Source organism: Massilia sp. Se16.2.3 (assembly GCF_014171595.1).
Lineage (GTDB): Bacteria > Pseudomonadota > Gammaproteobacteria > Burkholderiales > Burkholderiaceae_D > Telluria.
Map to the genome: position 1 here is coordinate 2,841,098 of NZ_CP050451.1, position 23,492 is coordinate 2,864,589.

Annotated in this window: 30 protein-coding genes and 3 pseudogenes; 17 read left to right on the forward strand and 16 right to left on the reverse strand. The window is 68.1% G+C overall.

Annotation, left to right across the window (positions count from 1 at the left end):
• Positions 1-43 precede the first annotated feature (43 nt).
• On the forward strand, positions 44-355 hold the full coding sequence (locus G4G31_RS12965) for a 2Fe-2S iron-sulfur cluster-binding protein (protein ID WP_182988048.1): 312 nt from the start codon (positions 44-46) through the stop codon (positions 353-355).
• Here G4G31_RS12965 and G4G31_RS26030 read toward each other — a convergent pair.
• Complete coding sequence (locus G4G31_RS26030) at positions 312-743, reverse strand: S9 family peptidase (protein ID WP_229424942.1); 432 nt, start codon at positions 741-743, stop codon at positions 312-314. The genes G4G31_RS12965 and G4G31_RS26030 overlap by 44 nt on opposite strands.
• The gene (locus G4G31_RS12970) at positions 677-1,258 is read right to left on the reverse strand and encodes an alpha/beta hydrolase (RefSeq protein WP_229424943.1); all 582 of its coding nucleotides are present in this window, start codon (positions 1,256-1,258) and stop codon (positions 677-679) included. Before G4G31_RS12970 ends, G4G31_RS26030 begins: the two co-directional genes overlap by 67 nt.
• Before the next feature lie 130 nt (positions 1,259-1,388).
• On the opposite strand from G4G31_RS12970, the gene G4G31_RS12975 reads away from it, so the two are divergent.
• Both G4G31_RS12975 and G4G31_RS12980 read left to right on the forward strand, forming a co-directional pair.
• Positions 1,389-1,568 (forward strand): hypothetical protein, encoded by a 180-nt coding sequence (locus G4G31_RS12975; RefSeq protein ID WP_182988049.1) that lies wholly within the window; start codon positions 1,389-1,391, stop codon positions 1,566-1,568.
• A gap of 159 nt (positions 1,569-1,727) precedes the next feature.
• Positions 1,728-1,892, forward strand: a complete 165-nt coding sequence (locus G4G31_RS12980; protein WP_182988050.1) for a hypothetical protein — start codon at positions 1,728-1,730, stop codon at positions 1,890-1,892.
• 85 nt (positions 1,893-1,977) lie between these two features.
• Here the strand turns inward: G4G31_RS12980 and G4G31_RS12985 are convergent, their stop codons facing one another.
• Positions 1,978-2,172, reverse strand: a complete 195-nt coding sequence (locus G4G31_RS12985) for a hypothetical protein (protein ID WP_182988051.1) — start codon at positions 2,170-2,172, stop codon at positions 1,978-1,980.
• Between the two features lie 191 nt (positions 2,173-2,363).
• On the opposite strand from G4G31_RS12985, the gene G4G31_RS27565 reads away from it, so the two are divergent.
• A complete protein-coding gene (locus G4G31_RS27565) occupies positions 2,364-2,498 on the forward strand; it encodes a hypothetical protein (RefSeq protein WP_267873613.1) in 135 nt (44 codons plus the stop codon).
• Between the two features lie 72 nt (positions 2,499-2,570).
• Positions 2,571-2,942 carry a hypothetical protein gene (locus G4G31_RS12990; protein ID WP_182988052.1) on the forward strand — a complete coding sequence of 124 codons (372 nt, stop codon included), beginning with the start codon at positions 2,571-2,573 and terminating at the stop codon, positions 2,940-2,942.
• A gap of 147 nt (positions 2,943-3,089) precedes the next feature.
• Here the strand turns inward: G4G31_RS12990 and G4G31_RS12995 are convergent, their stop codons facing one another.
• The 3 genes from G4G31_RS12995 to G4G31_RS13005 form a co-directional block, all read right to left on the reverse strand.
• The gene (locus tag G4G31_RS12995) at positions 3,090-3,320 is read right to left on the reverse strand and encodes a hypothetical protein (RefSeq protein WP_229424944.1); all 231 of its coding nucleotides are present in this window, start codon (positions 3,318-3,320) and stop codon (positions 3,090-3,092) included.
• Between the two features lie 61 nt (positions 3,321-3,381).
• The gene (locus tag G4G31_RS13000; protein WP_182988053.1) at positions 3,382-6,252 is read right to left on the reverse strand and encodes an EAL domain-containing protein; all 2,871 of its coding nucleotides are present in this window, start codon (positions 6,250-6,252) and stop codon (positions 3,382-3,384) included.
• A 150-nt stretch (positions 6,253-6,402) separates the two neighbouring features.
• A complete protein-coding gene (locus G4G31_RS13005; protein ID WP_182988054.1) occupies positions 6,403-7,224 on the reverse strand; it encodes a methyltransferase domain-containing protein in 822 nt (273 codons plus the stop codon).
• Positions 7,225-7,354: 130 nt separating this feature from the next.
• Here G4G31_RS13005 and G4G31_RS13010 point away from each other — a divergent pair, with 130 nt between their 5' ends.
• The 5 genes from G4G31_RS13010 to G4G31_RS13025 all read left to right on the forward strand — a co-directional run bounded on the left by G4G31_RS13010 (position 7,355) and on the right by G4G31_RS13025 (position 9,854).
• Positions 7,355-7,630, forward strand: a complete 276-nt coding sequence (locus G4G31_RS13010; protein ID WP_182988055.1) for a hypothetical protein — start codon at positions 7,355-7,357, stop codon at positions 7,628-7,630.
• Positions 7,624-7,866: a hypothetical protein gene (locus G4G31_RS26035; RefSeq protein WP_229424945.1), complete on the forward strand. Its 243-nt coding sequence runs from the start codon at positions 7,624-7,626 to the stop codon at positions 7,864-7,866. The genes G4G31_RS13010 and G4G31_RS26035 overlap by 7 nt, the downstream gene beginning before the upstream one ends.
• A 611-nt stretch (positions 7,867-8,477) precedes the next feature.
• Positions 8,478-8,825: a GGDEF domain-containing protein gene (locus G4G31_RS26040; protein ID WP_229425601.1), complete on the forward strand. Its 348-nt coding sequence runs from the start codon at positions 8,478-8,480 to the stop codon at positions 8,823-8,825.
• Between the two features lie 89 nt (positions 8,826-8,914).
• Positions 8,915-9,385, forward strand: coding sequence for a hypothetical protein (locus G4G31_RS27570; protein WP_182988056.1), 471 nt, complete (start codon positions 8,915-8,917; stop codon positions 9,383-9,385).
• A complete protein-coding gene (locus tag G4G31_RS13025) occupies positions 9,327-9,854 on the forward strand; it encodes a hypothetical protein (protein ID WP_182988057.1) in 528 nt (175 codons plus the stop codon). Before G4G31_RS27570 ends, G4G31_RS13025 begins: the two co-directional genes overlap by 59 nt.
• 21 nt (positions 9,855-9,875) lie before the next feature.
• Here G4G31_RS13025 and G4G31_RS26045 read toward each other — a convergent pair whose 3' ends face one another.
• On the reverse strand, positions 9,876-10,184 hold the full coding sequence (locus tag G4G31_RS26045) for a hypothetical protein (protein ID WP_229424946.1): 309 nt from the start codon (positions 10,182-10,184) through the stop codon (positions 9,876-9,878).
• 55 nt (positions 10,185-10,239) lie between these two features.
• On the opposite strand from G4G31_RS26045, the gene G4G31_RS13030 reads away from it, so the two are divergent.
• Positions 10,240-10,614, forward strand: coding sequence for a hypothetical protein (locus G4G31_RS13030; protein WP_229424947.1), 375 nt, complete (start codon positions 10,240-10,242; stop codon positions 10,612-10,614).
• A 92-nt stretch (positions 10,615-10,706) separates the two neighbouring features.
• Here G4G31_RS13030 and G4G31_RS13035 read toward each other — a convergent pair whose 3' ends face one another.
• From G4G31_RS13035 to G4G31_RS13060, 6 genes and pseudogenes are all read right to left on the reverse strand, one after another.
• Positions 10,707-10,994: a hypothetical protein gene (locus G4G31_RS13035; RefSeq protein WP_182988058.1), complete on the reverse strand. Its 288-nt coding sequence runs from the start codon at positions 10,992-10,994 to the stop codon at positions 10,707-10,709.
• A gap of 306 nt (positions 10,995-11,300) precedes the next feature.
• Positions 11,301-11,960 (reverse strand): annotated as a pseudogene (locus G4G31_RS27575) (ABC transporter ATP-binding protein).
• 13 nt (positions 11,961-11,973) lie between these two features.
• A pseudogene (gene phnE, locus G4G31_RS13045) lies at positions 11,974-12,763 on the reverse strand (phosphonate ABC transporter, permease protein PhnE).
• Positions 12,760-13,587: an ABC transporter permease gene (locus G4G31_RS13050; protein WP_182988059.1), complete on the reverse strand. Its 828-nt coding sequence runs from the start codon at positions 13,585-13,587 to the stop codon at positions 12,760-12,762. The pseudogene phnE and the gene G4G31_RS13050 overlap by 4 nt, the downstream one beginning before the upstream one ends.
• A gap of 2 nt (positions 13,588-13,589) precedes the next feature.
• Positions 13,590-14,402, reverse strand: a complete 813-nt coding sequence (locus G4G31_RS13055; RefSeq protein ID WP_182988060.1) for a phosphonate ABC transporter ATP-binding protein — start codon at positions 14,400-14,402, stop codon at positions 13,590-13,592.
• A gap of 26 nt (positions 14,403-14,428) precedes the next feature.
• Entirely contained in the window at positions 14,429-15,319 is an 891-nt protein-coding gene (locus G4G31_RS13060) for a putative selenate ABC transporter substrate-binding protein (protein WP_182988061.1), read from the reverse strand.
• A gap of 153 nt (positions 15,320-15,472) precedes the next feature.
• Here G4G31_RS13060 and egtD point away from each other — a divergent pair, with 153 nt between their 5' ends.
• The 5 genes and pseudogenes from egtD (at position 15,473) to G4G31_RS13085 (ending at position 19,744) form a co-directional block, all read left to right on the forward strand.
• The gene (gene egtD, locus G4G31_RS13065) at positions 15,473-16,444 is read left to right on the forward strand and encodes an L-histidine N(alpha)-methyltransferase (RefSeq protein ID WP_229424948.1); all 972 of its coding nucleotides are present in this window, start codon (positions 15,473-15,475) and stop codon (positions 16,442-16,444) included.
• Between the two features lie 13 nt (positions 16,445-16,457).
• Positions 16,458-17,686, forward strand: a pseudogene (gene egtB / locus G4G31_RS13070) (ergothioneine biosynthesis protein EgtB).
• Positions 17,683-18,627, forward strand: coding sequence for a YihY/virulence factor BrkB family protein (locus G4G31_RS13075; RefSeq protein WP_229424949.1), 945 nt, complete (start codon positions 17,683-17,685; stop codon positions 18,625-18,627). The pseudogene egtB and the gene G4G31_RS13075 overlap by 4 nt, the downstream one beginning before the upstream one ends.
• 175 nt (positions 18,628-18,802) lie before the next feature.
• On the forward strand, positions 18,803-19,552 hold the full coding sequence (locus G4G31_RS13080) for a TlpA disulfide reductase family protein (RefSeq protein WP_182988063.1): 750 nt from the start codon (positions 18,803-18,805) through the stop codon (positions 19,550-19,552).
• A gap of 21 nt (positions 19,553-19,573) precedes the next feature.
• Positions 19,574-19,744, forward strand: a complete 171-nt coding sequence (locus G4G31_RS13085) for a hypothetical protein (RefSeq protein ID WP_182988064.1) — start codon at positions 19,574-19,576, stop codon at positions 19,742-19,744.
• A 13-nt stretch (positions 19,745-19,757) separates the two neighbouring features.
• Here the strand turns inward: G4G31_RS13085 and G4G31_RS13090 are convergent, their stop codons facing one another.
• From G4G31_RS13090 to G4G31_RS26060, 3 genes are all read right to left on the reverse strand, one after another.
• The gene (locus G4G31_RS13090; protein WP_182988065.1) at positions 19,758-20,915 is read right to left on the reverse strand and encodes a GGDEF domain-containing protein; all 1,158 of its coding nucleotides are present in this window, start codon (positions 20,913-20,915) and stop codon (positions 19,758-19,760) included.
• Positions 20,916-21,061: 146 nt separating this feature from the next.
• Positions 21,062-22,114: a selenide, water dikinase SelD gene (selD, locus tag G4G31_RS13095; protein ID WP_182988066.1), complete on the reverse strand. Its 1,053-nt coding sequence runs from the start codon at positions 22,112-22,114 to the stop codon at positions 21,062-21,064.
• Positions 22,111-22,665, reverse strand: a complete 555-nt coding sequence (locus G4G31_RS26060) for a glycosyltransferase (RefSeq protein ID WP_229424950.1) — start codon at positions 22,663-22,665, stop codon at positions 22,111-22,113. The genes selD and G4G31_RS26060 overlap by 4 nt, the downstream gene beginning before the upstream one ends.
• Positions 22,666-22,744: 79 nt before the next feature.
• Between G4G31_RS26060 and G4G31_RS26065 the strand changes: the two genes are divergently transcribed.
• Positions 22,745-23,134, forward strand: a complete 390-nt coding sequence (locus G4G31_RS26065; protein WP_229424951.1) for a hypothetical protein — start codon at positions 22,745-22,747, stop codon at positions 23,132-23,134.
• Positions 23,135-23,492 lie beyond the last annotated feature (358 nt).

Below are 23,492 nucleotides of genomic sequence, written 5' to 3' on the forward strand. Positions count from 1 at the left end.
GGCACGGGGCCCCGGGCGCGCCGCGCGGCGCTACAATCGCGCCATGGGCGACCCCACCAATTCCTTCATTATCGCGCTCGAACCGCTCGGCGCCAGCTTTTCCGGCGGCGACGGGACCGTGCTGGCCGCGGCCGAACACGCCGGCATCGACCTGCCCAGTTCCTGCCGCAACGGCACCTGTCGCACCTGCCTGTGCCGGCTCGAGCGCGGCAGCGTGCGCTACCTCGTCGAGTGGCCCGGCCTATCGATCGAGGAAAAGCGCGAGAACTACCTGCTGCCTTGCGTGGCCGTGCCCCTGTCCGACCTGGTCGTCAACGCGCCGTTGGCGAAACGGCGGCCGCCCCGGCAGGGCTAGCTTTGCCGCTAGCGTGCTCGAGCGCGCGCTCGATCGCGCCCAGTACCAGCGGCCAGGCGTGCGAGCTGGTGGCGACTTCGTCGTAGTGGCTCGCGCCCGGCAGGATCACCACTTCGGCGCTGTCGCCCGCCTGCCGCGCGCGCTCGGCGAAATCGTGCGCGATGCGCGGCGGCGAAATCGTGTCGAGTTCGCCCGTGACAAGGATGGTATGGCTGCCGTTGGGCAGCAGTTCGGCGGCGTTCGTGTCGGCATACACGTCGGGACGGCCGGGACCGGGCTCGCCCGCCAGTTCCGGCGTGTCGCGGCCGCAGTTGGCCTTGATCAGCGCGCGCTCGCGGCGCAGGTCGGCCAGGCCTCCCAGGCTGACCACGGCACGCACCGGCAGCATGCGTTCGCGATGGAGCGGACTTGTCGCGGGAATCTTCGCGCGTCCCGCGATCCACTGCACCAGCTGGCCGCCGGCCGAATGGCCCACCGCCACCACCCGCTCCAGGTCGAGCTTGCGCGCCGCGCCCCGGGCGGCCAGCAGGTCAGGGCCGCATGCATGTCCCGGTACATGCCGGGGTAGCCGCCGCCGGCTTCGTCCACGCGCCGGTATTCGACGTTCCAGACGGCGATCCCGCGTGCCCGCAAGGCGCCCGCCATGTTGCGGAACTGGGTGATGCCGCCGAAGCGCTCGGTCCAGCAGCCGCCGTGCACCAGTACCGCGACCGGGAAGGGGCCGGCGCCTTCGGGGACGAACAGCTCGGCGTATTGCGAGGGGGCGGGGCCGTAGGGCAGGCGTGCCGTGGGGGCCGGTCCCTGCAGGGCCATGTAGTCGGCCAGCTTCATCGGGGCGGCCGGGGCCAGGGCGGGCAGGAGGGAAAACAGCAGGGCGGACAGGCGCGGGAAGCGGTTTTTCATGGCAGAAATGGAAGCTGAAAATCGCACTATACGGGAGCGGGGCGGGATGCGCACGATTGAAAACCTTCCGGGTTCTTCCATGCTAGGCTGCGCAAAACCGCATGTTTTCACTCACCACGGGAGCAACATCATGAATCAGACGAAACAGACCGGAACCCAGAACAAGCAGTCCGACAACCTGTCGGAAGAGGAAATGGCGAAGCAGCGCGCCGGCAAGGAACACAAGAGCAGCCACGATGCCAAGTCGCGCGTGCGTGCCGGCACCGGCGAAGGCGCCGGCGGTGGCGCCAAGCAGAAGCAGAATCACTGATGGCACTGGGCGGCGCCGTCCGGTTGCCGCTCGATGTTTCCGGTAGCCGCCCGGGGACGGCGTACGTGCGAACCTGCGGCTACCGGGTCGCGATGGCAGCGGACGCCCATGGCGGCACCAGGCAGGCACGCGACCACACCACATTCACGCGAGACGCCAATGGCTACGACACACCTGCAAGATCGTGCCCATTCCACGCCCGATCCCGAGACCGATCCAACCCCACCCAGCATTCCCATTCCCGACGACGTTCCCGATCCCGCCCACGCGCCGGTCGAGGAGCCCGCGATCCCGGTGCCGCCGATCCGCGAACCGCGGGTCTAGGCGAAACCCCATGAAGAACGGCCCCTGCCGGTTGCCTGGCAGGGGCCGTTGTCATGCATGGGCGGTCTCCTGGTACTTGTAGCGCCTAGTCCTTCGGCGTCGTCTCGTCCTCGCGCTTGGCATTGTCGCGCGCGCTGCCCGGCTGCAGCGGCGGGATTTCCTTGATCATTTCCTCGGTTTCCTTCTGGCCCGGCGTCTTTTCGCCGCTGCCGATGTCGCCTTCTTCCATGTAGGGGCGGCTGCCTGCGGCCGGGTCGGTATTCTTGTGTGATGGATTCATGGTGCACTCCGCTGTTGATGACAATGTTCTGGTCATCCTAGCAGCGGCATCCGCCATCCGGCGCGCGCTAGGCCTTCGCCGGAGTGTTGCCGCCTCACACAAAGTTACAATTATGTTAGGTAGCGAACCAGCCACATGTGTGATTTTTTTTATAATATCTATTCATGACTGCATTGATTTCGGAGAAACAGATGGGCAACTCGCTGCACAACAAAATTTACCTCGGCCGCCACAGTGGATTCGCATCGCGCCGCTTCCAGGGCGTACTGGCCGTGGCCGGCATTTTCGGTGCCGGGCTGCTCTGGATCGCGCTGCGCACCCATTGAGAAAGAAACGATGGTTGCCGCCGGGCGTCACGGCGGTTACCATGACGGCCGCGAAGAACCACGAAAGCGGTAATGAAGAACGAAAAACTGACGACTGACGAATACAACGCGCTGGAATTCATCCGCCGCGGCGCCCGCAGCGACCGCGTGAATGCCTGCGTCGGGCGCAACGCCAAGCGCCTGTCCGGGCTGAAGATGATCACCTACGGCCGCGACGGTCGCGTCGACCTGACGGAAAAAGGGCAGCAGGTGCTGTTCCTGCGCAGCTGCATCGAGGCGCTGGGCGCGCTGTCCCAGGACCCGCAGGCGCCGGTGGCCGGCGACGTTGCACAGTTCCTGAGCCGCAAGTCGCACATCGCGCCGCGCCCGGAAGGCGGCTTCGACGTGACGGCCAAGGGCCAGGAGTCGCTGGCCGACATCCAGGCGCAGGAACCGCGCAAGTAGTCGTCAAGTAAGCGCCAGGCAAGCGCCGGAAAGCGCCAGGCAAGCAGTCGGCGCGATGGCGCGCGCACCCGGCGCGCATCAGCCGGGAACCGGCCACGGCGTGGCTGGATCCTTCGACACGCCGGGTGGGGTCCTGCGAGGGGGCTGTCAGCCGCGGCGGCGCCGTTGCGGATAGACGAGGGTACGCACGGCGACTTCGGCCGGCACGTTCATCGCCGCCGGGAACTCGGCCGCGCGCTGCAGGCCGAGCGTCGGCACCGAGGCCACCGCCTGGTTCACCAGGTCGCGCGTACGCAGGTCGGTACGCAGCACGCGCAGGCGCGCATCTTCCACTGATTGCGCCATCGATTCGGCGCCGAGATCGTCCATCTTCATCATGTTCGAGAATTGCTATAGAAACACAGCCATTCTAGAACAACGATGTGCAAATTGCTACATGTCAATACGAATTTGCCGCTCCGCCGTCCGCAATGGCCGGCTCGGCGGGCGCGATTGTTTCGTGCGGACGCAAACCGCGTCCTTCACGCAACAGTTGCTCAAATTCGAGCGCCGGTACGGGCCGGCTGAAGTAGTACCCCTGCATCTCGTCGCAGCCGTGGCGGCGCAGGTAGTCGAGCTGTTCGCCCGTCTCCACGCCTTCGGCGATCACCGCCAGCTTCAGGTTATGGGCCAGCGCGATGATGGACGTGACGATGGCCTCGTCGTTGGCGTCGCGCGTGATGTCGGCCACGAATGAACGGTCGATTTTCAGCACGTCGATCGGGAAGCGCGACAGGTAGGACAGGCTCGAGTAGCCGGTGCCGAAGTCGTCGATCGACAGGTTCACGCCCAGCGCCTTCATGCGGTGCAGCAGTTCCACCGCCGGCGTGATGTCGCTCATGAACAGGCTTTCGGTCAGTTCGATCTCGAGGTATTTCGGCTCCAGCCCGGTGTCGGCCAGCACCGCCGCGATGTCTTCGACCAGGTCGGGTGCGCCGAACTGGCGCGCCGACAGGTTGACGGCCACGCGCAGCTTGTCGAAACCGGCATCCTGCCAGGCCTTGTTCTGGGCGCAGGCGGTACGCATCACCCAGGCGCCGATCGGCACGATGAGGCCGGTTTCCTCGGCGATGCTCACAAAACGTCCCGGCGGTACCATGCCCAGTTCCGGATGCTGCCAGCGGATCAGCGCTTCCATGCCGACGATCTTGCCGGTCTTCATGTCGAGCTGGGGCTGGTAGTACAGCACGAACTCGTCGCGCTCCAGCGCATTGCGCAACGCGCCTTCGATGCGCACGCGCTCGAGCGACTCTTCGTTCATGGCCGGCGAATAGAACTGGAAGTTGTTGCGTCCCAGCTTCTTGGCGCGGTACATGGCGATATCCGCGTGTTCGATCAGTTCGTCGGCCGGCGTGCTCTCGCTCGGATAGACCGACACGCCAATGCTGCAGGTAACAAAAAATTCCTTGGTGCCGAGCAACACCGGCTGCGCCACCGCGTTCATCACGCGCTCGACGATGGCCGGCGTCAACTGCTGTTCGCCGTGTTCCGACACCAGCACGACGAATTCATCGCCCGACAGGCGCGCCACGGTGTCCGAATCGCGCAGGCAGGCACGCAGGCGCGCCGCCACCGTCATCAGGAGCACGTCGCCCGCCTTGTGGCCCATGCTGTCGTTGACGAACTTGAAGCGGTCCAGGTCGATCAGCATGACCCATACCGGGTTGCCGCTGCGGCTGGATTGGGCGATGGCCTGCGACAGCCGGTCCTGCAGCAGCGAACGGTTCGGCAGGCCGGTCAGCACGTCGTGCTGGGCCACATGGTGCACGCGCTGCTCGGTGAGCTTGCGCTCGGTGATGTCGCTGCCGGTGCCGCGATAGCCGGCGAAGCCGCCGTGTTCGTCGAAGACCGGCTGGCCGTTGACGCAGAACCAGCGGGTGTCGCCGTTGTCGTCGCGCAGCTGGTATTCGAAATTGGCAAAAGGCTGGTGCGCGCGCACCTGGGCGATATGGGCGCGGCCCGCTTCGCTGTCGGGAATCGAATCGATGAATTCCCAGCGCGTGCGGCCGAGCAGGCGCTCGAGCACGATGCCGGCCTTTTCGGTAAAGCCGCCGGTCACCATCGTGAAGCGGAAATCGCGGTCCTGTTCCCAGTACCAGTCGGAGGACATCGACACCAGCTGGCGGAAGCGCTGTTCGCTGTGCTGCAGCGCCTTTTCGGTGCGCTCGCGCGCGATCATGTCGTCGACCAGGCGGCGGTTGATGCGTTTCAGGTCGGCGGTGCGCTTGCGGACCAGTGTCTGGATACGCTGGGCACGCGCGCTCGATGCCTGGATCCAGGCGGCGCTCATCAGGCTCAGCAGGATGCCGCCGGCCAGGGTCGCCAGGGAGGCGAGGTGGTCGGCGGCGAAGGGGCGCGGCTGCGCCGTCACCTCGACCAGCCAGGGACGGCCGGCCACGTCGAGGGTGCCTGCAGCACGCGCGGTGTATTCGGGGGCGACCAGGCGGCCAAGCGGGTCGGTGCCCGGCTGGCCGGCGTCGCCGCCGCTGCTGAACACCAGGTTCGCCGGTTCGGCCTGCGGACCCGCATACACCGACATCCGGATCCGCTGTTTGCCCAGCAGGCCGGCGGCGGCCGGGGTGGCGCGCACCAGTTCGCGCCCGCGCACGACCGCGGCGGTATCGCCGATCAGGGCGCCGCTGCTGTCGTACACCGGCATCAGGAGCTGGAAACTCGGCTGGGGAACGGGATTCTGCACCAGCGGGAACAGCGTGGAGGCGGCGACCTGGCGCCCGGCGTGGGCACGCGCCAGTGCCGCATTGATCGCAGGGCGCGTTGCCGAATCGAAGCCGAAGGCCGCTTCATTGCCGGCCATCGGTTCCAGGTACTGGACGATGTTATAGCGTGCGCGCCGCCCGGCCGGCACCATCCTGCCGCCCTGCGCCTCGCTGATGAAACTGCCTGGAACGACCGTGTTCAGGTCCGCCTCAACTGCCGCGCGCTCGCTGTCGGCGATTTGCCGGTGGAAGTTGAAGGCCTGGATGTAGGGATGGCGCTGCAGCAGCGGCGTCGTGAAATCGTGGAACTGGCTGCGCGTGACCGGTGCGCCGAGGGCAAACAGCTGGTTGGTGACCGCTACCACCTCGACGGCGTCATGCAGGCCCTGGCGCACCGTGGCCACGCGCTCGTCGGCCTCCTGGGCGAACACCAGTGCCAGGTTGTCGTATTCGAGTCGGCTGACCCCGACGAACAGCACGCAGGAGGCGGCCAGGCCGGCCCCCAGGGTGAGGGCCGCCGCGCGGGTCAGGGAAAACGGCAGGCGACGCAACATGTCCTGTTCCTAGAAAGATTTTTTGCCTGTAGGCATGAAAACGACCAAGTGTGTCATATCTTGGCCCGTTTTCGCAAACACTTCCTCTCCCGGGCAGCGGTGGGCGGTGTCATTGTCGCCGCGATCAGACAAGCGCCGTTGTCGGGCTGATCAGGTTTGCATCCGCCGTGCGCGCGCGGGCCGCCATGCCAGCCAGGCGACGACGGCGCGCGCGAGCAGCCGGTTCAGCAGGCCGAAACCGAGGCCGCGCCGGCGCATGACACGCCGCTGCATGCGCAGCGCGGGGAGCGAGCTGGCGTCGACGCCGGCGCAAACCCGGACTGCGAAGAGCAGGTGGTTGTTGCCGGCGATGCCCGCAAAATCGCAGACGCGTCCGCCGAAGGCCGCCGCCAGACGCGCCGCCAGCTGGGTGCGGGCAGGGTCGTAGCTGAGGAAGTTGGCGACCAATACGCCGCCGGCGCGCAGGGCGCGGCGGCAATCGGCGTAGAAGCGTTCGCTGCCGAGCGACTCCGGCATGCCGGTGGCGTCGAAGCCGTCGACCAGGATCACGTCGACAACCGCGTCGGGCAAGGCGTCGGCGCAAGCGAGGTAGTCGGCGGCATCGGCATGGACGATGCGCAGGCGCGCGTCGTCCGGCGGCACCCGGAACTGCTCGCGCAGGGCGATGACTTCGCTGCTGATCTCGACCACGGTGATGCGCGTATCGGGGAAATGGCGATGGCAGAACTTCACCATCGAGCCGCCGCCCAGGCCCACCATCAGGATATGGCGCGGATGCGGCACGAACAGGGCAAAGCACATCATGGCGCGCGCGTATTCGAGCACCAGCGCGTGCGGTGCGGACAGCAGCATCTCGCTCTGGATGTCGCCTGGCTGGAATTCGAGGGTGCGGCGGTTGCCGCGCGTGCTCACCAGCGCAGTGGAGGCCCGCGCGGCGGCGGGCGGATCGGCAGGGTCGAGGCGGGGCGGCATGGCGCCAGTATACCGATGGGCGCGCGGCGGCGAGCACCGCTGCCAATGCAAGGGTGGCAAGGCGGCGCTCGCCTTGTCCACAGGCATGAAGTTCTGCTAAGCTGGCCCTTGCCGCCACACGGAGTCGTTCATGTTTCTCGATCATCCATCGATCACCGCCACCAACAGCCAGACCGAGCCCGACCGCATCGAGCGGCTCAACCGCGTCTATGGATATGCGATGGCGCTGGCCGACAGTGCCGGCAATGCGCACTTCGTCGACAAGCTGACCCAGCTGCATGACCACAAAGGCACCCTGATCGTGTTCTGGAACGAGCCGCCCGACGAGGCCGAGCGCGCGTATTTCGCCCGGGCCTGGGCCAGCAAGGTCGGCGACGGCAGCAGCAACGTCGAACACGAATGCTGAACCCGACCATGCTCGCACTCGATTCCACCACCATGGTGCTGGTGCTGGCACTGGGCAACCTCGCCCTGTGCAGCCTGCTGTTCTTCTTCGATTACGGGGCCGTGCGTACGCCGGCAATGGCGAGCTGGAGTTTGTCGCGCCAGGTCCAGGCCGCGAGCTGGCTGCTGCTCTGCCTGGGCGGCGCGCGCGCGTGGTGCCCGAACCGCTGGCGCTGCCGGCCGGCTGGGCCCTCCTGATCGGCGGCGTGGCACTCGAAGCCGGCGCGCTGTGGGAAGGCGCCGGTTCGGCGCGCCTGCGGCGAGCCGCTGTGCCGCTGGCGGTGGCCGCGGTGCTGGTGTTCCCCGGTGTCGTACTGGATCGATCCGCTCGGCCTGCGCACGCTGGCCGCGGCGCTGCTGCTGGGCGCTTTCTACCTGATGGGCGCGGCGGCGCTGGCGCGCGGCTGGCGGGCTGCCAGCATGCTGCAGCGTGCGCTGGCCATCGTCACGGCGCTGCTGGCGCTGGTGGTGGCGGCGCGCGGCATCCTGGTGCTGGTCATGCCCGACGGCTGGCGCTGGCTTTCGCACGACCTGCTGCGCCAGTTGTCCACCGCCGCCTTCTACCTGCTGATGCTGGTCGGCGCCTTCGGCTGCCTGCTGCTGGCGCGCGAGCGCCAGCAGGCCGACCTGGCGCGCCTGGAGACAAGCGACCTGGTGGCCGACGTGGCGAACCGGCGCGGCTTCTTCCAGGCGCTCGCGCCCCGGATCTCGCTGGCGCGCCGCCCAGGTTCGGCCACTGCGCTGCTCGTCCGGACCTCGACAGCTTCCGCCGCGTCAACGACGGCTACGGCCACCCGGTGGGCGACGTCGTGCTGCGCCATATCGCCGACCTGTGCAAGCGCCAGCTGCGCGACAGCGACCTGCTGGGGCGCCTGGTCGGCGGCGAATTCGTGCTGCTGCTGCCGCGCACCGGCGCCGAGGAAGCGCTGCTGGTGGCCGAACGCATGCGCGCCGCGATCGAGGCGACGCCGGTCAAGACCGAGCGGGCGATGATCTCGATGACGGCCAGCTTCGGCGTCACCACGATCCGCCCGGACGACAGCAACGTCACGCTGCTGCAGCGCGCCCGGGAAGCGCTGCGGGGCGCCAAGGACGCGGGCCGCAACCAGGTGCGGCTGGCGCCGCGTCCCCAGGCCGTCGAGAGCCAGGAGAGCTAGGCCGCAGCCAGCCACGGCTTGCCGCGTCGTCATCGGGCCGTCACAATGGCGGCCCATACTCGGGGTTCCTCCATGACCGGGACGAACCGATGGCCGTCACTTATTCCGTCCCGATGTATGCCGCGGTCGAACTCGGCTCGAACGGCGTGCGCATGCACGTGGCCAGCTGCGAAGCCGGCGTCGTGCGCGTGGCCGCGACCCTGAGCGAGACGATCCGCCTGGGCGCGCCCGGGCGGGACGGCGGCGTCGACGCCGCCACGATGCGGCGGGTGCTGGCCTGCCTGCGCCAGTACCGCCAGGCGCTGCAGCCCTGGTCGCCGCGCGCGGTACGGGTGGTTGCCACGGCCGCGCTGCGCGCCGTCTGCGAGACGCCGGCCTTCCTGCCCGCGGCCGGCGCGGCGATCGGCCATCCGGTGGAACGCATCGGCAGCGAAGAAGAGGGCCGCCTGGTCTACCCGGGCGTGGACCGGTGCCCTCGGTCGCGGCAGCGAGCGGCGCCCGGTGCTCGACATCGGCGCCGGCTCCACCGAAATCGTCCGGGGCCAGGGTGCCGAGGTTGAACTCGTGCAGTCTTTCGGCGTCGGTGCGCTGCGCCATGGCCCGGCATTTTTTGGCGCGGGTATCTCGCAGGCGGCATTCGACGCGGCGCTGGCGTCGGCGCGCAGCCGCTATGCCGATTGCGCCCAGCTGCCCGGCATGCGGGGCTGGGAGTGCGCGTATGCCGCCTCGGGAACCGTGCGCGCGCTGGCCGAGCTGGCAGGCGAGCCGCTGCTGGACGCGGCGCGCCTGCGGCTGCTCTGCCGTACCCCTGGTGGCGGGGGGAGGGCGATGGCGGCAGGCGGGGAGCAGGCCCTCGGCGCGGGCCAGGTGGCGGGCGGCCTGGCGCTGCTGCTGGCCATGGTCGAGGAACTCGGCATCGAGGCCGTCATTCCGGTGCGCGCCGGCCTGCGCGCGGGCGTCATCCGCGAGCTGCATGCACGCCATGAAGGTGCCGCACGGCAGGACGCGCCCTATCCGGAATGCGCCTGATCGACTATATTGTTTATCTTGTTAAGTTGTGGAATACCCAATGACCAGAAAATCGGTTGCCGTGGCCGCGGGCGCAGCCCCGTCGGCACGGACGAAAGCGGGCACGCCGCCCAAGGCCGCCTCGACGGCATCGCGCGCGAGCGCTTCCAGCACTGCCCCAGCCAGAAGCGCGCGCGCGGCGACAACGGGCATCGCTGCAAAGCCCGCTGTAAAGCCTGCCGCAAAGCCTGCTGTAAAGCCTGCCGCAAAGCCTGCTGCAAGATCCGTGAAGCCGCCGTCGACAGCCGCCGCCAAGCCTGCCGCGAAGCCCGCCGTGAAAGCGGCTGTCAAACCGGCTGCGAAGCAGCCCGCGAAGGCGCCGGCGCGCCCTGCGGCGAAGCCGGCCGTGAGGGCTGCCGCAAAGCGCGGCGCCAAGCCAGCTGCCGCCAGGTCCGCCACCGGGGTTGCAGGCAAGTCCGCCGCTGCGCTCAAGACCGCGGCGAAAGCCGTGGTCAAGGCGGGCGCCGGCCGTGCCGCGCCAGCGCCTTCGCCGGCGACGGCGCGTCCCGCGCTGGTACGCGACAGCTTCACCATGCCCGAAGGGGAATATGCGGTGCTGGCCGCCGTGAAGGGGGCCTGCCTGAAGGCGGGTTTCGAGGTCAAGAAAAGCGAACTGCTGCGTATCGGCGTGGCCCCGGTGGGCCGCCTCGACCTGGCAACGCTGCGCCAGGTGCTCGACAGCCTTCCCCAACTCAAGACGGGCCGTCCGCCCGCGCCGTAAGACGCGCTGGCGACTTACGGCGACTCGTGCCGGGACGCTTGCCGTCCCGGGGGCGCGAACGCCGGGCGCCAGCGGCGCGGCGTGCGCCTGCGCTAGTGCACCGAGGCCGAGGTCAGCTCCTTCAGTTCGCGGATAGGGATATTCGATTTCTCGTGCATGCGCAGCAGGATCGTGGCACCGACATTGAGCTTGCGGTGACGAATCTTGCTGATGATCGGCGGCTGCACCTCGAGTACGCGGCACAGCTCCGCGTCATTCTTGAGATGCATCTTCTCGATCAAGGTGTCGAGCAGCTTGTTGGGGACGAAGCTCGACGGCTCGAGGGCGCGGGCGCGGTGCATCGCGGCCAGCATTTCCTGCTTTTTTTGGCGTACGTTCATGTACTCCTCCAATACATTGGTTGGGGGGACAGGACCGTTTTGGAAGCGCCCGTTGTTGTGATAGCTTCGAGCACCTGACAACAGCTTCATGGCGGCCTTGCATCGCCTCGCCGTACACACGTACCGCCTTCGCGGTCCGCCGATGCGGGCAACGCGCCTGGCCTCGAGGCGCTCGGCCTCAAGGCCCATGAAGGCCGTATTGGATGCTCTTCTGCGTGCGGGTCGTTGTGATAGTACTACGGCTTTGCAGGGTACTCCGCACGATTCAACACAACAGCATGCAAGCTGATTGTTTCTTCGCGGAACTCACGCCAACTTGAGTCCATCTTTGGTCAGGAGCAGCACCTGGTCGGCCATGTCGGCCGCCGCGTGCGAGTGCGTCACCATGATGGCGCCGGCACCGTTGGCCCGGATTTTCCTCGCGCAGCAGGCGCAGCACGCCGCCGGCCGTTTCCGGATCGAGGTTGCCGGTCGGCTCGTCCGCCAGCAGCAGCGCCGGCCTGTGCACCGGGGCGCGCGCAATCGCGACGCGCTGCATCTCTCCGCCCGACAGCTGGCGCGGGAAATCGGCGCCGCGTCCCCCCCCAGGCCGACCGCCGCGAGCATGCCCTCGGCACGTGCCGCGCTCTCGCGTCCGTGTTCGCCGTTTAACAGCAGCGGCAGCGCCACATTCTGGTGCAGGGTCAGGTGCGGCAGCACGTGGAAGGCCTGGAAAATGAAACCCATGCGCGTTCGGCGCAGGCGCGTGGCGGCGCCGTCGTCGAGCGAGGACATCGGCGTGCCGTCGACGATCACCTGGCCGCTGTCAGGGACGTCCAGGCCCGCGATCAGGTTCAGCAGCGTGGACTTGCCGACGCCCGATTCGCCCATGATGGCGACGAACACGCCGGCCTCGAAGCGGTGCGACAGGGCCGACAGCACGGTGCGGCCGCCATAGGTCTTGGTGAGCTGCGACAGTTCGAGCATGGGTGCCTTTCGCTTAACGGGTGAGCGTGCGCCGCAGCGCGAAGCTGGCGGCATCGACCAGGGCGACCAGCACCAGCATGGCCAGCACCACGGTGGCCGCGCTCGGCATCTGGAACAGCGACAGGTGGTACTTCAGCATCTGGCCAAGCCCGCCCGCACCGACCACGCCCAGCACGGCGGCGGCGCGGATATTGTTCTCCCAGCGGTACAGGGTATAGGACAGCATTTGCGGCAGCGTCTGCGGCAGCGTCGCATAGAAAAAAAGGCGGCCAGGCTGGGGGCGCCGTTGGCGCGCAGCGCCGCTTCCGGCAGCGGCTCGGCGTTTTCCAGCGCGTCGGCAAAGAGGCGCCCGAGCACGCCCGCGGTGTGCGCGGCCAGGGCCAGCGTGCCGGCAAACGGACCCAGGCCGGCGGCCACCAGCAGCAGCGCGGCCCACACCAGTTCGGGAATCGAGCGCAGCACGTTCAGGACAAGACGCACCAGCGCGCGCGGCACGGCGCCCCAGCGCCCGCCTGCCGGCAGCGCCAGTACCAGCCCGGCGACGACCGCCAGCAGCGTGCCCAGCGCCGACATCGACAGGGTCTCGAGGGCGGCGAACGCGGTTTTCTTTTGAAAAGCCGGCGCCAGGTCGGGCGGCGCGAACCCGTCGGGAATTCGAGCATGGTGCTGGCCGCCTCAGGCGTGAAGAAGGCGCCAAGATCCATGCTGAGGGTGGCGAAGCTGGCCACCACCAGTACCAGCAGGGCGCCGACGAGGAGCAGGGTACTCCAGGCGCGCGCGGGCGCCGCCGGCATGGTCTTCATCCCAGCCTCCGGCGCAAGAGGGTCGAGACCAGGTCGGCCGCGGCCACCAGCAGCACGAACACGATCAGCATCGTCGCCACTTCGCCGCCGGCCATCATCCGGGTCGATTCTTCCATGCGCTGCCCGAGGCCGCCGGCACCGACGAAGCCCATGATGGCCGAACCGCGGATCGCGCACTCCCAGCGGTAGACGGTGTGGGACACCAGCTCGGCGGCCGACTCGGGCAGGGCGCCGTAGAGCAGGGCGGCCAGGCGCGAGCCGCCGTTGGCCAGCAGTGCGTCGCTGGCGTGGAAGTCGCCGGACTCGAGGATCTCGGCATAGACTTTCGCCAGCATGCCGCAATAGGTGAGGGCGATCGCCAGCACGCCGGCCGTGGGCCCGAGGCCGACCACGCGCACGAACAGCAGCGCCCACACCAGTTCCGGCACGCTGCGCAGCAGCACCAGCACCCAGCGCACGGCCTGGCGCAGCAGCGCGGCCAGCGGGCGGATGCGCCCCGTGCCCAGGCGCGAGATCGACAGCCGTTCGCTGACTAACAGGGTGGCGGGAATCGCGCCCAGCAGGGCCAGTGCGAGTCCGGCCGTGGCGATCGCGACCGTGACCCAGGTCTGCTCCAGCACCAGCAGCAGGAATTCGGCGCCGTGCGCCGGGTGCAGGAAGTCCTTGAGGAAAACGCCAGCCGCGGCCAGGCTTTGCAGGTCGAACAGCAGCCGGGGCTTGAATTCGCTGTAGACGAGCATGGGCCAGAGCAGCACCGGGGCGCAGCCGCAGGCGACGAGGCGCCCGCGCCAGGCGGGGTCGGGATGCAGGGGGAGCGCCGCCATCGTCAGAAGCAGGCGCCCACGGCGATGCGGTCGGGGCTTTCGTGCTCCGGATGCGGGTGCGGCGCCGCGCTCTCGTTCGCGTAGAGGGCGGCGACCATCGCGTCGGTGACCTCTTCGCGCGGCAGGTCGAACACGATGCGGCCGGCGCGCAGGCCGACGATGCGCGGAAAGTGGGCGCGCGCCATCTCGACCTGGTGCAGGCTGCAGACCAGGGTGGCACCACGTGCCCTTGCTTCGTCCAGCAAGGTGGAGAGGGTCAGGCGTGCCAGCGCCGGGTCGAGCGCGGAGATCGGCTCGTCGACGAGGAAAGCCTCGGCGCGCGAGAGCAGCAGTCGCGCCAGGCTGCAGCGCTGGCGCTCGCCGCCGGACAGGCGGTCGACGCGCGCATAGAGTTTGTCGCCCAGGCCGAAACGCGACAGTGCCTCGAAGGCGGCGTCCGGGTCGCTGGGCTTGAACAGCGAGGCCAGCGCCTGCCACAGGCTCCACTGCGGCAGGCGGGCGGCCAGCACCGCCGTGACCACGCGCTGGCGCGGCGGCAGCGGCGGCGTTTGCGGGGCGAGGAACAGGCGTGCGCGCAGGGCATGGCGCGCCCCTTGCGGCAATGCCCGGGGATCCTCATCGAAGACGGTAAAACCGCCCCCGGCCGGCCGGTGGGCGCAGGCCAGCGTCGAGAGCAGGGTGGTCTTGCCGGCGCCGGACGGCCCGATCAGCGCGACTTGTTCGCCCTGCGCCAGCGCGAGGTCGAGTTCGTGCAGCGCGACCGCGCGCGTGCCGGTCAGGTGGCGCACGGTCAGCTTGTCGAGCCTGAAGGTCATGGCGTGGCGGTCCGTTCTTGCAAGGCTTACTTCAGCAGGCCGGCATTCTTCGCCGCCGCTTCAATCGCCACGTAGTTCTCGGCCCTGGTCGGGACGAATTTCGTTGCGCGTTGCAGTTCCAGGATTTCCTTGCCCTGCGCAGTAGAAGCGTCCAGGGCCAGGAAGGCGTCGCGGATTTTCTTCTGCAGCGCCGGGTTCATGTCCGAGCGCACCGACCAGTTGTAGTCGAAGTAGCCGGGCGTGGTGTAGAACACGCGCACGGCTTTTGGGTCGACCTTGCCGGCTTCGACCAGCTTTTCCCAGACCGAGATGTTCAGGGCGCCGGCATCGACCTTGCCGCCGGCGACAGCCGCGACGGTGGCGTCATGCGCACCCGAGAAGGCCACGCGTTTCAGGTCGGTGTCCGGATCGATCCTGGCGGTGAGCAGGAAGGAACGCGGCATCAGGTGGCCCGAGGTCGACGATTCCGAGCCAAAGGAGAGCGTCTTGCCACGCAGGTCTTCCAGCTTGTTGATGTCGGCCTTGGTGGTGATGAAGACCGAGCGGAATTTTTCGTCTTCGGCGCGCTGCACCAGCGGCACGACCTGGCCCTTGGAACGGACCTTGGCCTGCACGAAGGTGAAGCCGCCGAACCAGACCATGTCGAGCTTCTTGTTGACCAGGCCTTCGACCGAGGCGGCGTAATCGGTGACCGGGGTGAATTCCACTTTCAGGCCGGTCGCCTTGGCCAGGTAGTCGCCCAGCGGCTTGAACTTGCGCTGCAGTTCCGTCGGCGCCTCGTCGGGAATGGCGGACACGCGCAGCACGCCCGGCGTATTCTGGGCGGCGGCATGGCCGGCGGCGAACAGCAGGGAGGCGGTGGCGGCCGCGGCAAACAGCGACTTGAAGGTCGACTTCGAAACGGACAATGGATTCATGCGAACTTTCTCTTTTTATGGGGAATCGAATGGTCTGCACGCTTGGGCAGCAGGCGAACGCGGGATCGAGGGGGTTCCGCTATCATAGCAAAAACGGCAACTCATCCCATGCCGGGCGCATCGGGCGCCTCGGCGGCACGAATGATAAACCTTATGCTGACGTCCTGCACAATCGAGAAGCCGGCCGCGCCCAGCGCCCATGTCCCGGCGGAGCTGTACGCCGGCCTGGCGGCCGAAGCGGCCTGCATTTCGCCGAAATTCCTCTACGACGCGCTTGGCTCGAAGCTGTTCGAGGCGATCTGCGAGCTGCCGGAATACTATCCGACCCGTACCGAGGGCGCGATCTTCGAGCGCCATGGCGCCGAGATCGCCCAGGCCTGCGGGGCCGGCACGACCCTGATCGATCTTGGCGCCGGCAATTGCGCCAAGGCGGCGGCGCTGTTTCCGCTGCTGCGCCCGAGCCAGTATGTCGCAGTCGACATTTCCACCGATTTCGTGAGCGAAGCCCCGGCGCGCCTGCGCCAGCGCTTTCCGCACATCGCCATGAGCGCGCTCGGACAGGACTTTTCCAGCGGCCTGCGCCTGCCCGACAGCGTGCGTGCCGAGCGCCGCCTGTTCTTCTATCCGGGTTCATCGCTGGGCAATTTCACGCCGGCCGAAGCACGTGCCTTCCTGCGCCGCCTGCGCGGGCAGTGCGGGCTCGACGGTGCGCTCCTGATCGGCATCGATCTCGCCAAGGAGAAGGCCCTGCTCGATGCCGCCTATGACGACGAGCTCGGCGTCACGGCCGCCTTCAACCTCAACGTCCTGCGCCATGTGAACCGCCTGCTCGGCGCCGATTTCGACGTCAGGCGCTGGCGCCACGCCGGCTTCTACAACGAGGCGCTGGGCCGGGTCGAGATGCACCTGGAAGCGCGCGAGGCGCAACGCGTGCGCTGGCCGGGCGGCGGACGCAGCTTTGCCGCGGGCGAGCGCATCCACACGGAAAACAGCTACAAATACCGCCAGGCCGACGCCATCGCGCTGCTCGAGCAGTCCGGCTTCGAAGCCACCCGCGTCTGGCTCGACCCGCGCCGCTGGTTCGCCGTGATCCATGCGCGGGCGATCGCGCCGCTGGGCGCCTGAGGCCGGGGAAAGCATGAGCGCGCGCGACGGGGGACTGGCCGGACGACTCGACTACGCGGCCGTGCGTGCGCGCTCGCTGGCGCTGGCCGCACCCCTGTCGCCGGAAGATTGCTGCGCCCAGTCGATGGCGGACGCCAGCCCGGTGAAATGGCACCTGGCGCACACCACCGGTTTTTCGAGACCTTCATCCCGGAAGCGCGCGAGGCCCGGTTTGCGCCGTTCGACCCGGCCTTCCGGGTGCTCTTCAATTCCTACTACAACGGCATCGGCGCAAAGCACCCGCGCGCGGCCCGGGGCCTGCTTACCCGGCCCTCGCTGGACGAGGTGCGCGCCTACCGGGCCGACGTCGATCGGCGCATGGCGCGCCTGCTGGCTGCCCATCCTGCGGATGCCGGTCTGGACGCGCTGGTGGAACTGGGCCTGCAGCACGAACAGCAGCACCAGGAATTGCTGCTGACCGACGTCAAGCACCTGCTGGCGCACAATCCGCTGGCGCCGTGCTATGACGACAGTCCCCTCGAGGTGGCTGCCGAGCCCCCGGCCATGGCCTTCCTGCCTTTCGACGGCGGCCTGTTCGAGCTCGGCCACAACGGCCGCGGGTTTTGTTTCGACAACGAACTGCCGCGCCATCGCGTCTATCTCGCGCCTTTCGAACTTGCCTCGCGGCTGGTAACCAATGGCGAATACCTTGCCTTCATCGAGGCGGGCGGCTACCGCGACCCGGCGCTGTGGCTGGCCGAGGGCTGGGACCGGGTCGCTGGCGGCGAACTGGCCGCGCCCCTGTACTGGCGCCGCGAAGGTGACGCCTGGCACGAATTCACCCTGCACGGCACTGTGCCGCTCGACCCCCACCGCCCGGTTACCCACCTGTCGCTGTACGAGGCCGACGCCTATGCGCGCTGGCGCGGCGCGCGTTTGCCCTCCGAGGCCGAATGGGAATTCGCCGCGCGCCAGGCGGCCATCGACAGTGGCGGCCTGCACCCCGGTGCGGCAAGCGGCGCAGGCCTGGCCCAGATGTTCGGCGCCTGCTGGCAATGGACGAGCAGCAGTTATGCACCGTATCCCGGCTATGCGCCGGCTGCCGGCGCGATCGGCGAGTACAACGGCAAGTTCATGGTCAACCAGTATGTGCTGCGCGGCGCGTCCTGTGCCACGCCGGCCGGGCACGCGCGCGCCAGCTACCGCAATTTCTTCCCGTCGGGTGCGCGCTGGCAGTTCACCGGACTCAGGCTCGCACGATGATGCCGGGCGGGCGCCTGCGCGTGCGTCGCCTGCGCGTACGTATCCTCAACCGGCGCGCCAACGCCTACATCCTGTCGCACCCGCTCGCCTTCACGCTCAGCGTGCTCAAGGGCTTTCGCGCCAACCAGGGCCTGCTGCTGGCCGGTGCCGTCGCCTATTACGCGCTGCTGTCGATCGTGCCCTTCCTGATGCTGGTGGTGGTGGTGCTGTCGCACTTCCTCGACCAGGCCGAACTGCTGGTCACGATGCGCCGCTACCTCGAACTGCTGGTCCCGGGCCAGTCGGTCTCGATCGTGGCCGAGGTCGCCAACTTCCTCGACAACCGCGACCTCATCACCTGGGTGCTTGCGGTGACGATGCTGTTCTTCAGTTCCTTCGCCTTCACGGTGCTGGAAAACGCCATGAGCGTGATCTTCATCCACCGGGTGGCGATCCGGCGCCGCCATTTCCTCGTCTCCGCCGTGCTGCCCTACTGTTACATCCTGGCGCTGGGCTTCGGGGTGATGCTCGTGACCCTGGTGGCCGGGACCCTGCAGGTGATGGGGCGGGAGAGCGTGCAGCTGCTGGGCATCACCTGGTCGCTCGGGGGACTGTCCGGGGCGCTGCTCTACCTGCTGGGGCTGGCCGGCGAGATCCTGGTGCTGACCTCGATCTACCTGGTGATGCCGGTAGGGCGCCTGTCGCTCTCGCATGCGCTCGTCGGTGGGGTAACGGCCGCGCTGCTGTGGGAAGTCGCGCGCCATGTGCTGGTCTGGTACTTTTCCACCCTGTCGCAGGTGAACGTGGTGTATGGCTCGATGACGACGGCAATCGTCGTCATGTTCAGCCTCGAGATCGGTGCCACGCTGCTGCTGTTCGGCGCCCAGGTGATCGCCGAGTACGAGCGGGTAGGGCGCGGCAAGCCGGAGCGCCATCCGCCGCTGTCGACCGAGCCGGTCTAGGAGCGCCTGCATCCTGTGTTCGCGCTGCGCTATGTTGCAGACCTGGAATATCTTGCCTGTCAGCATTTTTCAGCGTACGATGTTGAATAGGTGACAACTCGCACGTCGCTCCCTGCCATTGCCGCCGAGTTGATCGCGGCGACTTCCTTCCTTCGACCTGAATGACATGAACGCTTTGAAAAAGAACCCGCAGCACCTGCCCGGCGCCTTTCTTCGCCTCCTTATCACGGCCGTGGCCGCCTTTTTCCTGGCCGCCCCCCTGGCGGTCGGTGCGGCGGAAGCGACCCCAGCCCCGGCCCTGGCAGCGGGAGACGTGCCGCCCGACTATGTCGGCAAAACCCTCGACGGCGTGCCCATCAAACTGTCCGGGCAAGCGGGGAAAGTCATCGTCGTGTCGTACTGGGCAACCTGGTGCCCATACTGCCTGAAAGAACTGCCGATCCTGGACAATTTGCAGAAACTGGCCGGCAAGGAGCACATGTACGTGCTGGGCGTGAATACGGAAGAGCGTGCGGTGTTCCGCAAGGTGCTCGGTGCCGTGTCAAAGATGAACATGCACTTCGCCTACGACCCGGATGGTGCCGCCCAGAAGGCCTACGGCGTCAAGGGCATCCCGCATATGGTCATCATCGGACGAGACGGCAAGATCATTCGGGTGTACCGCGGCTATGGCGAAGACATGCTGGACCAGATCGTTGCCGAGATCAATACGGCGCTGGCAGCGCCGGTGGCCGGTGCCGGTCCGGCGCCAGTCCGGGCGCGGCGCAATAGCCGGCCCGGTGCCGGGCCGGCCACCCGCAAAGCGGGGGCGCTACCCGGAGCGCATCAGGCGGGCATCCATGTGCCCCCGCACAGCACGACGCTTGCGTCAGCTCAATTTCCCTTAAGAATCCCAATGGCACAGTCGGTTCTTGCGCCGGCATGACGCTGGGCAAGGAGAACTGTGATGGAACAAGACGTCATCACGGGTTTGCCGCTGCTGGTCATGGCAGCGTTCATCGCACTGGTGTTCGGACTGGCGCTGCTTGCGCGCCAGTTGCACCGCCTGCACAAGCCGGTCATCGTGCGCCGCGGGGCCGGCCAGCCCGCATCACGCCAGGCGCCGCCCGAGCGCTAGCGGCCCGCGCGCTTCAGAGCACGACGCTGCGGTTGCGCCCGGCCGACTTGGCCGCGTACAGCGCACGGTCGGCCCGTTCGATCGCCTGGTCGATCGGCTCGCCATCCTCGTAGCGCGCCAGTCCCGCCGAGAAACGCACGCGCAAGTCCGGCAGCGTCGCCACCGAGGCGCTGGCCGCCAGCGTGTCGCGCAGGCGCGCCACGCCCGTGGTCGGGTCGCCTGGCGGGGTTTCCGGCAACAGCAGCAGGAACTCCTCGCCGCCCCAGCGGCCGATCATGTCGGTCGTGCGCAGCACCGCCTGTGCCTGGTTCGCAAAAGCGCGCAGGACGGCGTCGCCGGCCGCGTGGCCGTAGGTATCGTTGATGCTCTTGAAGTGGTCGAGGTCGATGATGCAGACGAGGAAGCGCGGCCCGCCGCGCGCGTGGCGCGTCGCGTGTTCCTGCAGCAGGGTCATCATGCGGCGCCGGTTCGGCAGCCCCGTCAGTTCATCGCGCGCGGCCATTTCCTTGATGTGGGCCAGCGCTTCCTGGAGCGCAATCTTCTGCGTCTTCAGGCGCGTGCGCATGTCCATCAGCTGCCCCGAGAGCTGGGAGATGGCCAGCATCACGATGGCCGTCAGCGCAAAATTGAACAGTTCCACGTGCGGGGGGTAGGTCGCCGGCTGGTGGTGGGCGCACCACCAGGTCACCAGGCCCATGATGGCCACCGTGTACAGGCAGACGGCGCGCAGGGCGGCCGGCCGCAGGCTGAACATGCCGAACACCATGACCAGCGCCAGCATGATCACGGTCGCGCCATGGACCGAGCCCGTCATCGTGTAGCCCGCCGCGATCAGCGACTGGGCAATGACGGTTTGCGGCAGGGCCAGCGTGGGGTCGGCGAAGCGGCGGTTCAAGCCGCTGCGGATGAAGGTATAGAAACCGCCCATGAACAGCAGGAACATGGTGGCAAGTGCTTCGATCTGGCCGACGCCGGCCACGCCGATCGATGCCATGTAGCACAGCAGCCCGACGACCGTGGCAGTGATCAGCCCCGCCAGGCCAAGCAGGGAGAGCGTCAGGCGCTGCAGGCTGTCGCTGCCGAGCAGGATATCGCCCAGGCGAGCGAACCAGGAGGGCGGGCGATGAGAATCCGGCGCCGTGGTGGTGGCAGCGGCAGTGTGCATACGCATTGTCTCGGAAGAATTTATTGGATGTCAGGGCCGGTCTGCGCCGGCAGCCTGGATTATACAACCGACAATTCTCTAAAAAACAATTTGTTGCCTTACGGATGCAAATAAATCTGCTCCGTCGCTACACTTCGACGGCGTACCGCCCGTCAGGCCCCCACCACCACCCGCGGCGTCCCCGCCGCCATGCGTCCGATCACGGCCGCCTCGCCGAAGCCTTCGCGCGCGAACAGGGCCAGCACGTCGTCGGCGACGCCGCTGTCGCAGGACACCAGCAGTCCGCCCGAGGTCTGCGGGTCGGTCAGCAGCGCACGCTGCGCCGGCGTCAGCGTCCCGACCAGGGCCACGTCCGCGCCGTAGGCGTCCCAGTTGCGCCCCGATGCGCCGGTGAAGAAGCCGTCTGGGCCAGCTGCAGCACGCCGGGGAGCAGCGGGATCGCCCCCCATGTCGAGCTCGGCGGTGAGGTTCGCGCCTCGCGCCAGCTCGAGCAGGTGGCCCAGGAGGCCAAAGCCGGTGACGTCGGTCAGCGCGTGCACGCCTTTCATGTCGGCCAGGGCCTTGCCTGGTTTGTTCAGCTTGGTCGTGTTGGCGATCATGGCAGCATAGCCGTCCGCCCCCAGCGCATCTTTTTTCAGCGCCGCCGACAGCACGCCCACGCCCAGCGGTTTGCCGAGGATGAGGACGTCGCCGGCACGGGCGTCCGCGTTGCGCTTGACCTTGCCCGGGTGGACCAGGCCCATCACCACCAGGCCGTAGATCGGCTCGACCGAGTCGATCGTGTGGCCGCCGGCGATCGGGATGCCGGCCTCGGCGCACATCGATTCGCCGCCGCGGATGATCTCGCCGATGGTCTCGAGCGGCAGCTTGTTGATCGGCATGCCGACCAGCGCCAGTGCCATGATCGGGGTGCCGCCCATGGCATACACGTCCGAGATGGCATTGGTGGCGGCGATGCGGCCGAAGTCGAAGGGATCGTCGACGATGGGCATGAAGAAGTCGGTGGTGGCGATCAGGGCCTGCTCGTCGTTGAGCTTGTAGACGGCGGCGTCGTCGGCGGTCTCGATGCCGACCATCAGCTGTGGCGGCACGGGGAAGCCGCTCGACTTCTTCAGGATCTCGGCCAGCACGCCGGGGGCGATCTTGCAGCCGCAGCCGCCGCCGTGGGAGAAGGAAGTCAGTTTGATGGTCGGGGGGAGGCTCATGGTCGTTTCCAGTCGTTCGTTGTTCGGGGCGGGTGATCGCGCAGCAGATTATCCACCAAGTCGCGCAGCGCCGCTTGCTCGGCCGCCGGGGCGAACAGCGGCGCGCGCGCCGCGCACCCGGCGCGCAGGGTGGCGTCAAAAACGGCGTCGGCTGCACAGCGCTCGATCAGGCGCGCCAGTGCGACAGCATCGCCCACCGGGAAATAGCCGGCATAGTCGGGGCCCAGCATGCCGCGGTTGCCGTCGATATTCGATGCGATCACGGGCACGCCGCTCGTGACGGCTTCGATGATCACGTTGGCGCCGCCTTCCATGGTCGACGCGATCACGAGTGCCCGGCTGCGGCGCAGGTGTGCGCGCGTTTCCTCGTGCGCCAGCGCGCCGAGCCAGCGGTAGCGCGGGTGGCGCGCGGTGGTGGCGCGCGCCGCGGCGGCAAGGCCAGGGTCGAGCGGGCCGCCGATATGCAGCAGGCGCACGCCGGGCGCCGTCACCAGGCTTGCCGCGCGCATGAAAGTGGCCGGATCCTTCTCGGCGCGAAGGTGGCCGATCATGCAGAAGGTGTGCCCGGAGGGCGCCGGCGCCAGCGCGGGCAGGGTGGGGGGCGGACTGGTAGATCACGCGTGCCTTTGAATGCAGCCCTGCAGGCAGGCGCTCCAGGGCGGCTTCCTGCAGCACTACCAGCGCATCGACCTGCTCCAGCGCGGCCTGCGCCTCGGGCGAAGTATCGATGTCGCGGTAGAGGTCGGTACCGGTCAGGACCAGCACGCGCGGCCGCTCCGGGTAACGCGCGGAAAAGGCGGCCAGCGCGGCGGCCGAGCGGCGCGCATGCAGGGCGATGAGCAGATCCGGCGCCATCTCGTCCGCGCCTGGCCAGCCGCTTGCCAGGTCGACCTCGCAGGTATCGGCCAGGAAGGCGGCCCAACGGCTGGCGGTGTGCCAGTTCCCGTTGTTGTCGGCGGCAGCAGCGGGGCTGACGATCGTGATGCGGGGACGGTCCATCGGCAGGCAGGAAAGCGGTGAGATGGGGATTATACGGCTTGTGGCGGGAGGACAAACCGCGTACGGAGCGTGGGATTCCGATCCCCGCCTTGGGCATGCGCCGACACGTCGGTAGGAGTGATCCGATTCCAGGCATTCGCCGGCTGAGGTGTAATACTCCCACGGGAAACGAAAAAGCAGCACGGGGTGGCAAGATGGGCTTCAAGGACAAGGCATGGGTGGCAGTGGGCGCATCGGCGGGAGCGGGACTCGCGCTCTATTTGCTGTCGCAGCGCCTGCGTGCCCGGGAAGCGCGGCGCCCGCTGTTGCCCGGCATGCCCGTCCTGGCTGCCGGCCAATCGCCCTCGACGCAGGCCCGGTACACGCCGGAGCCTGCCAG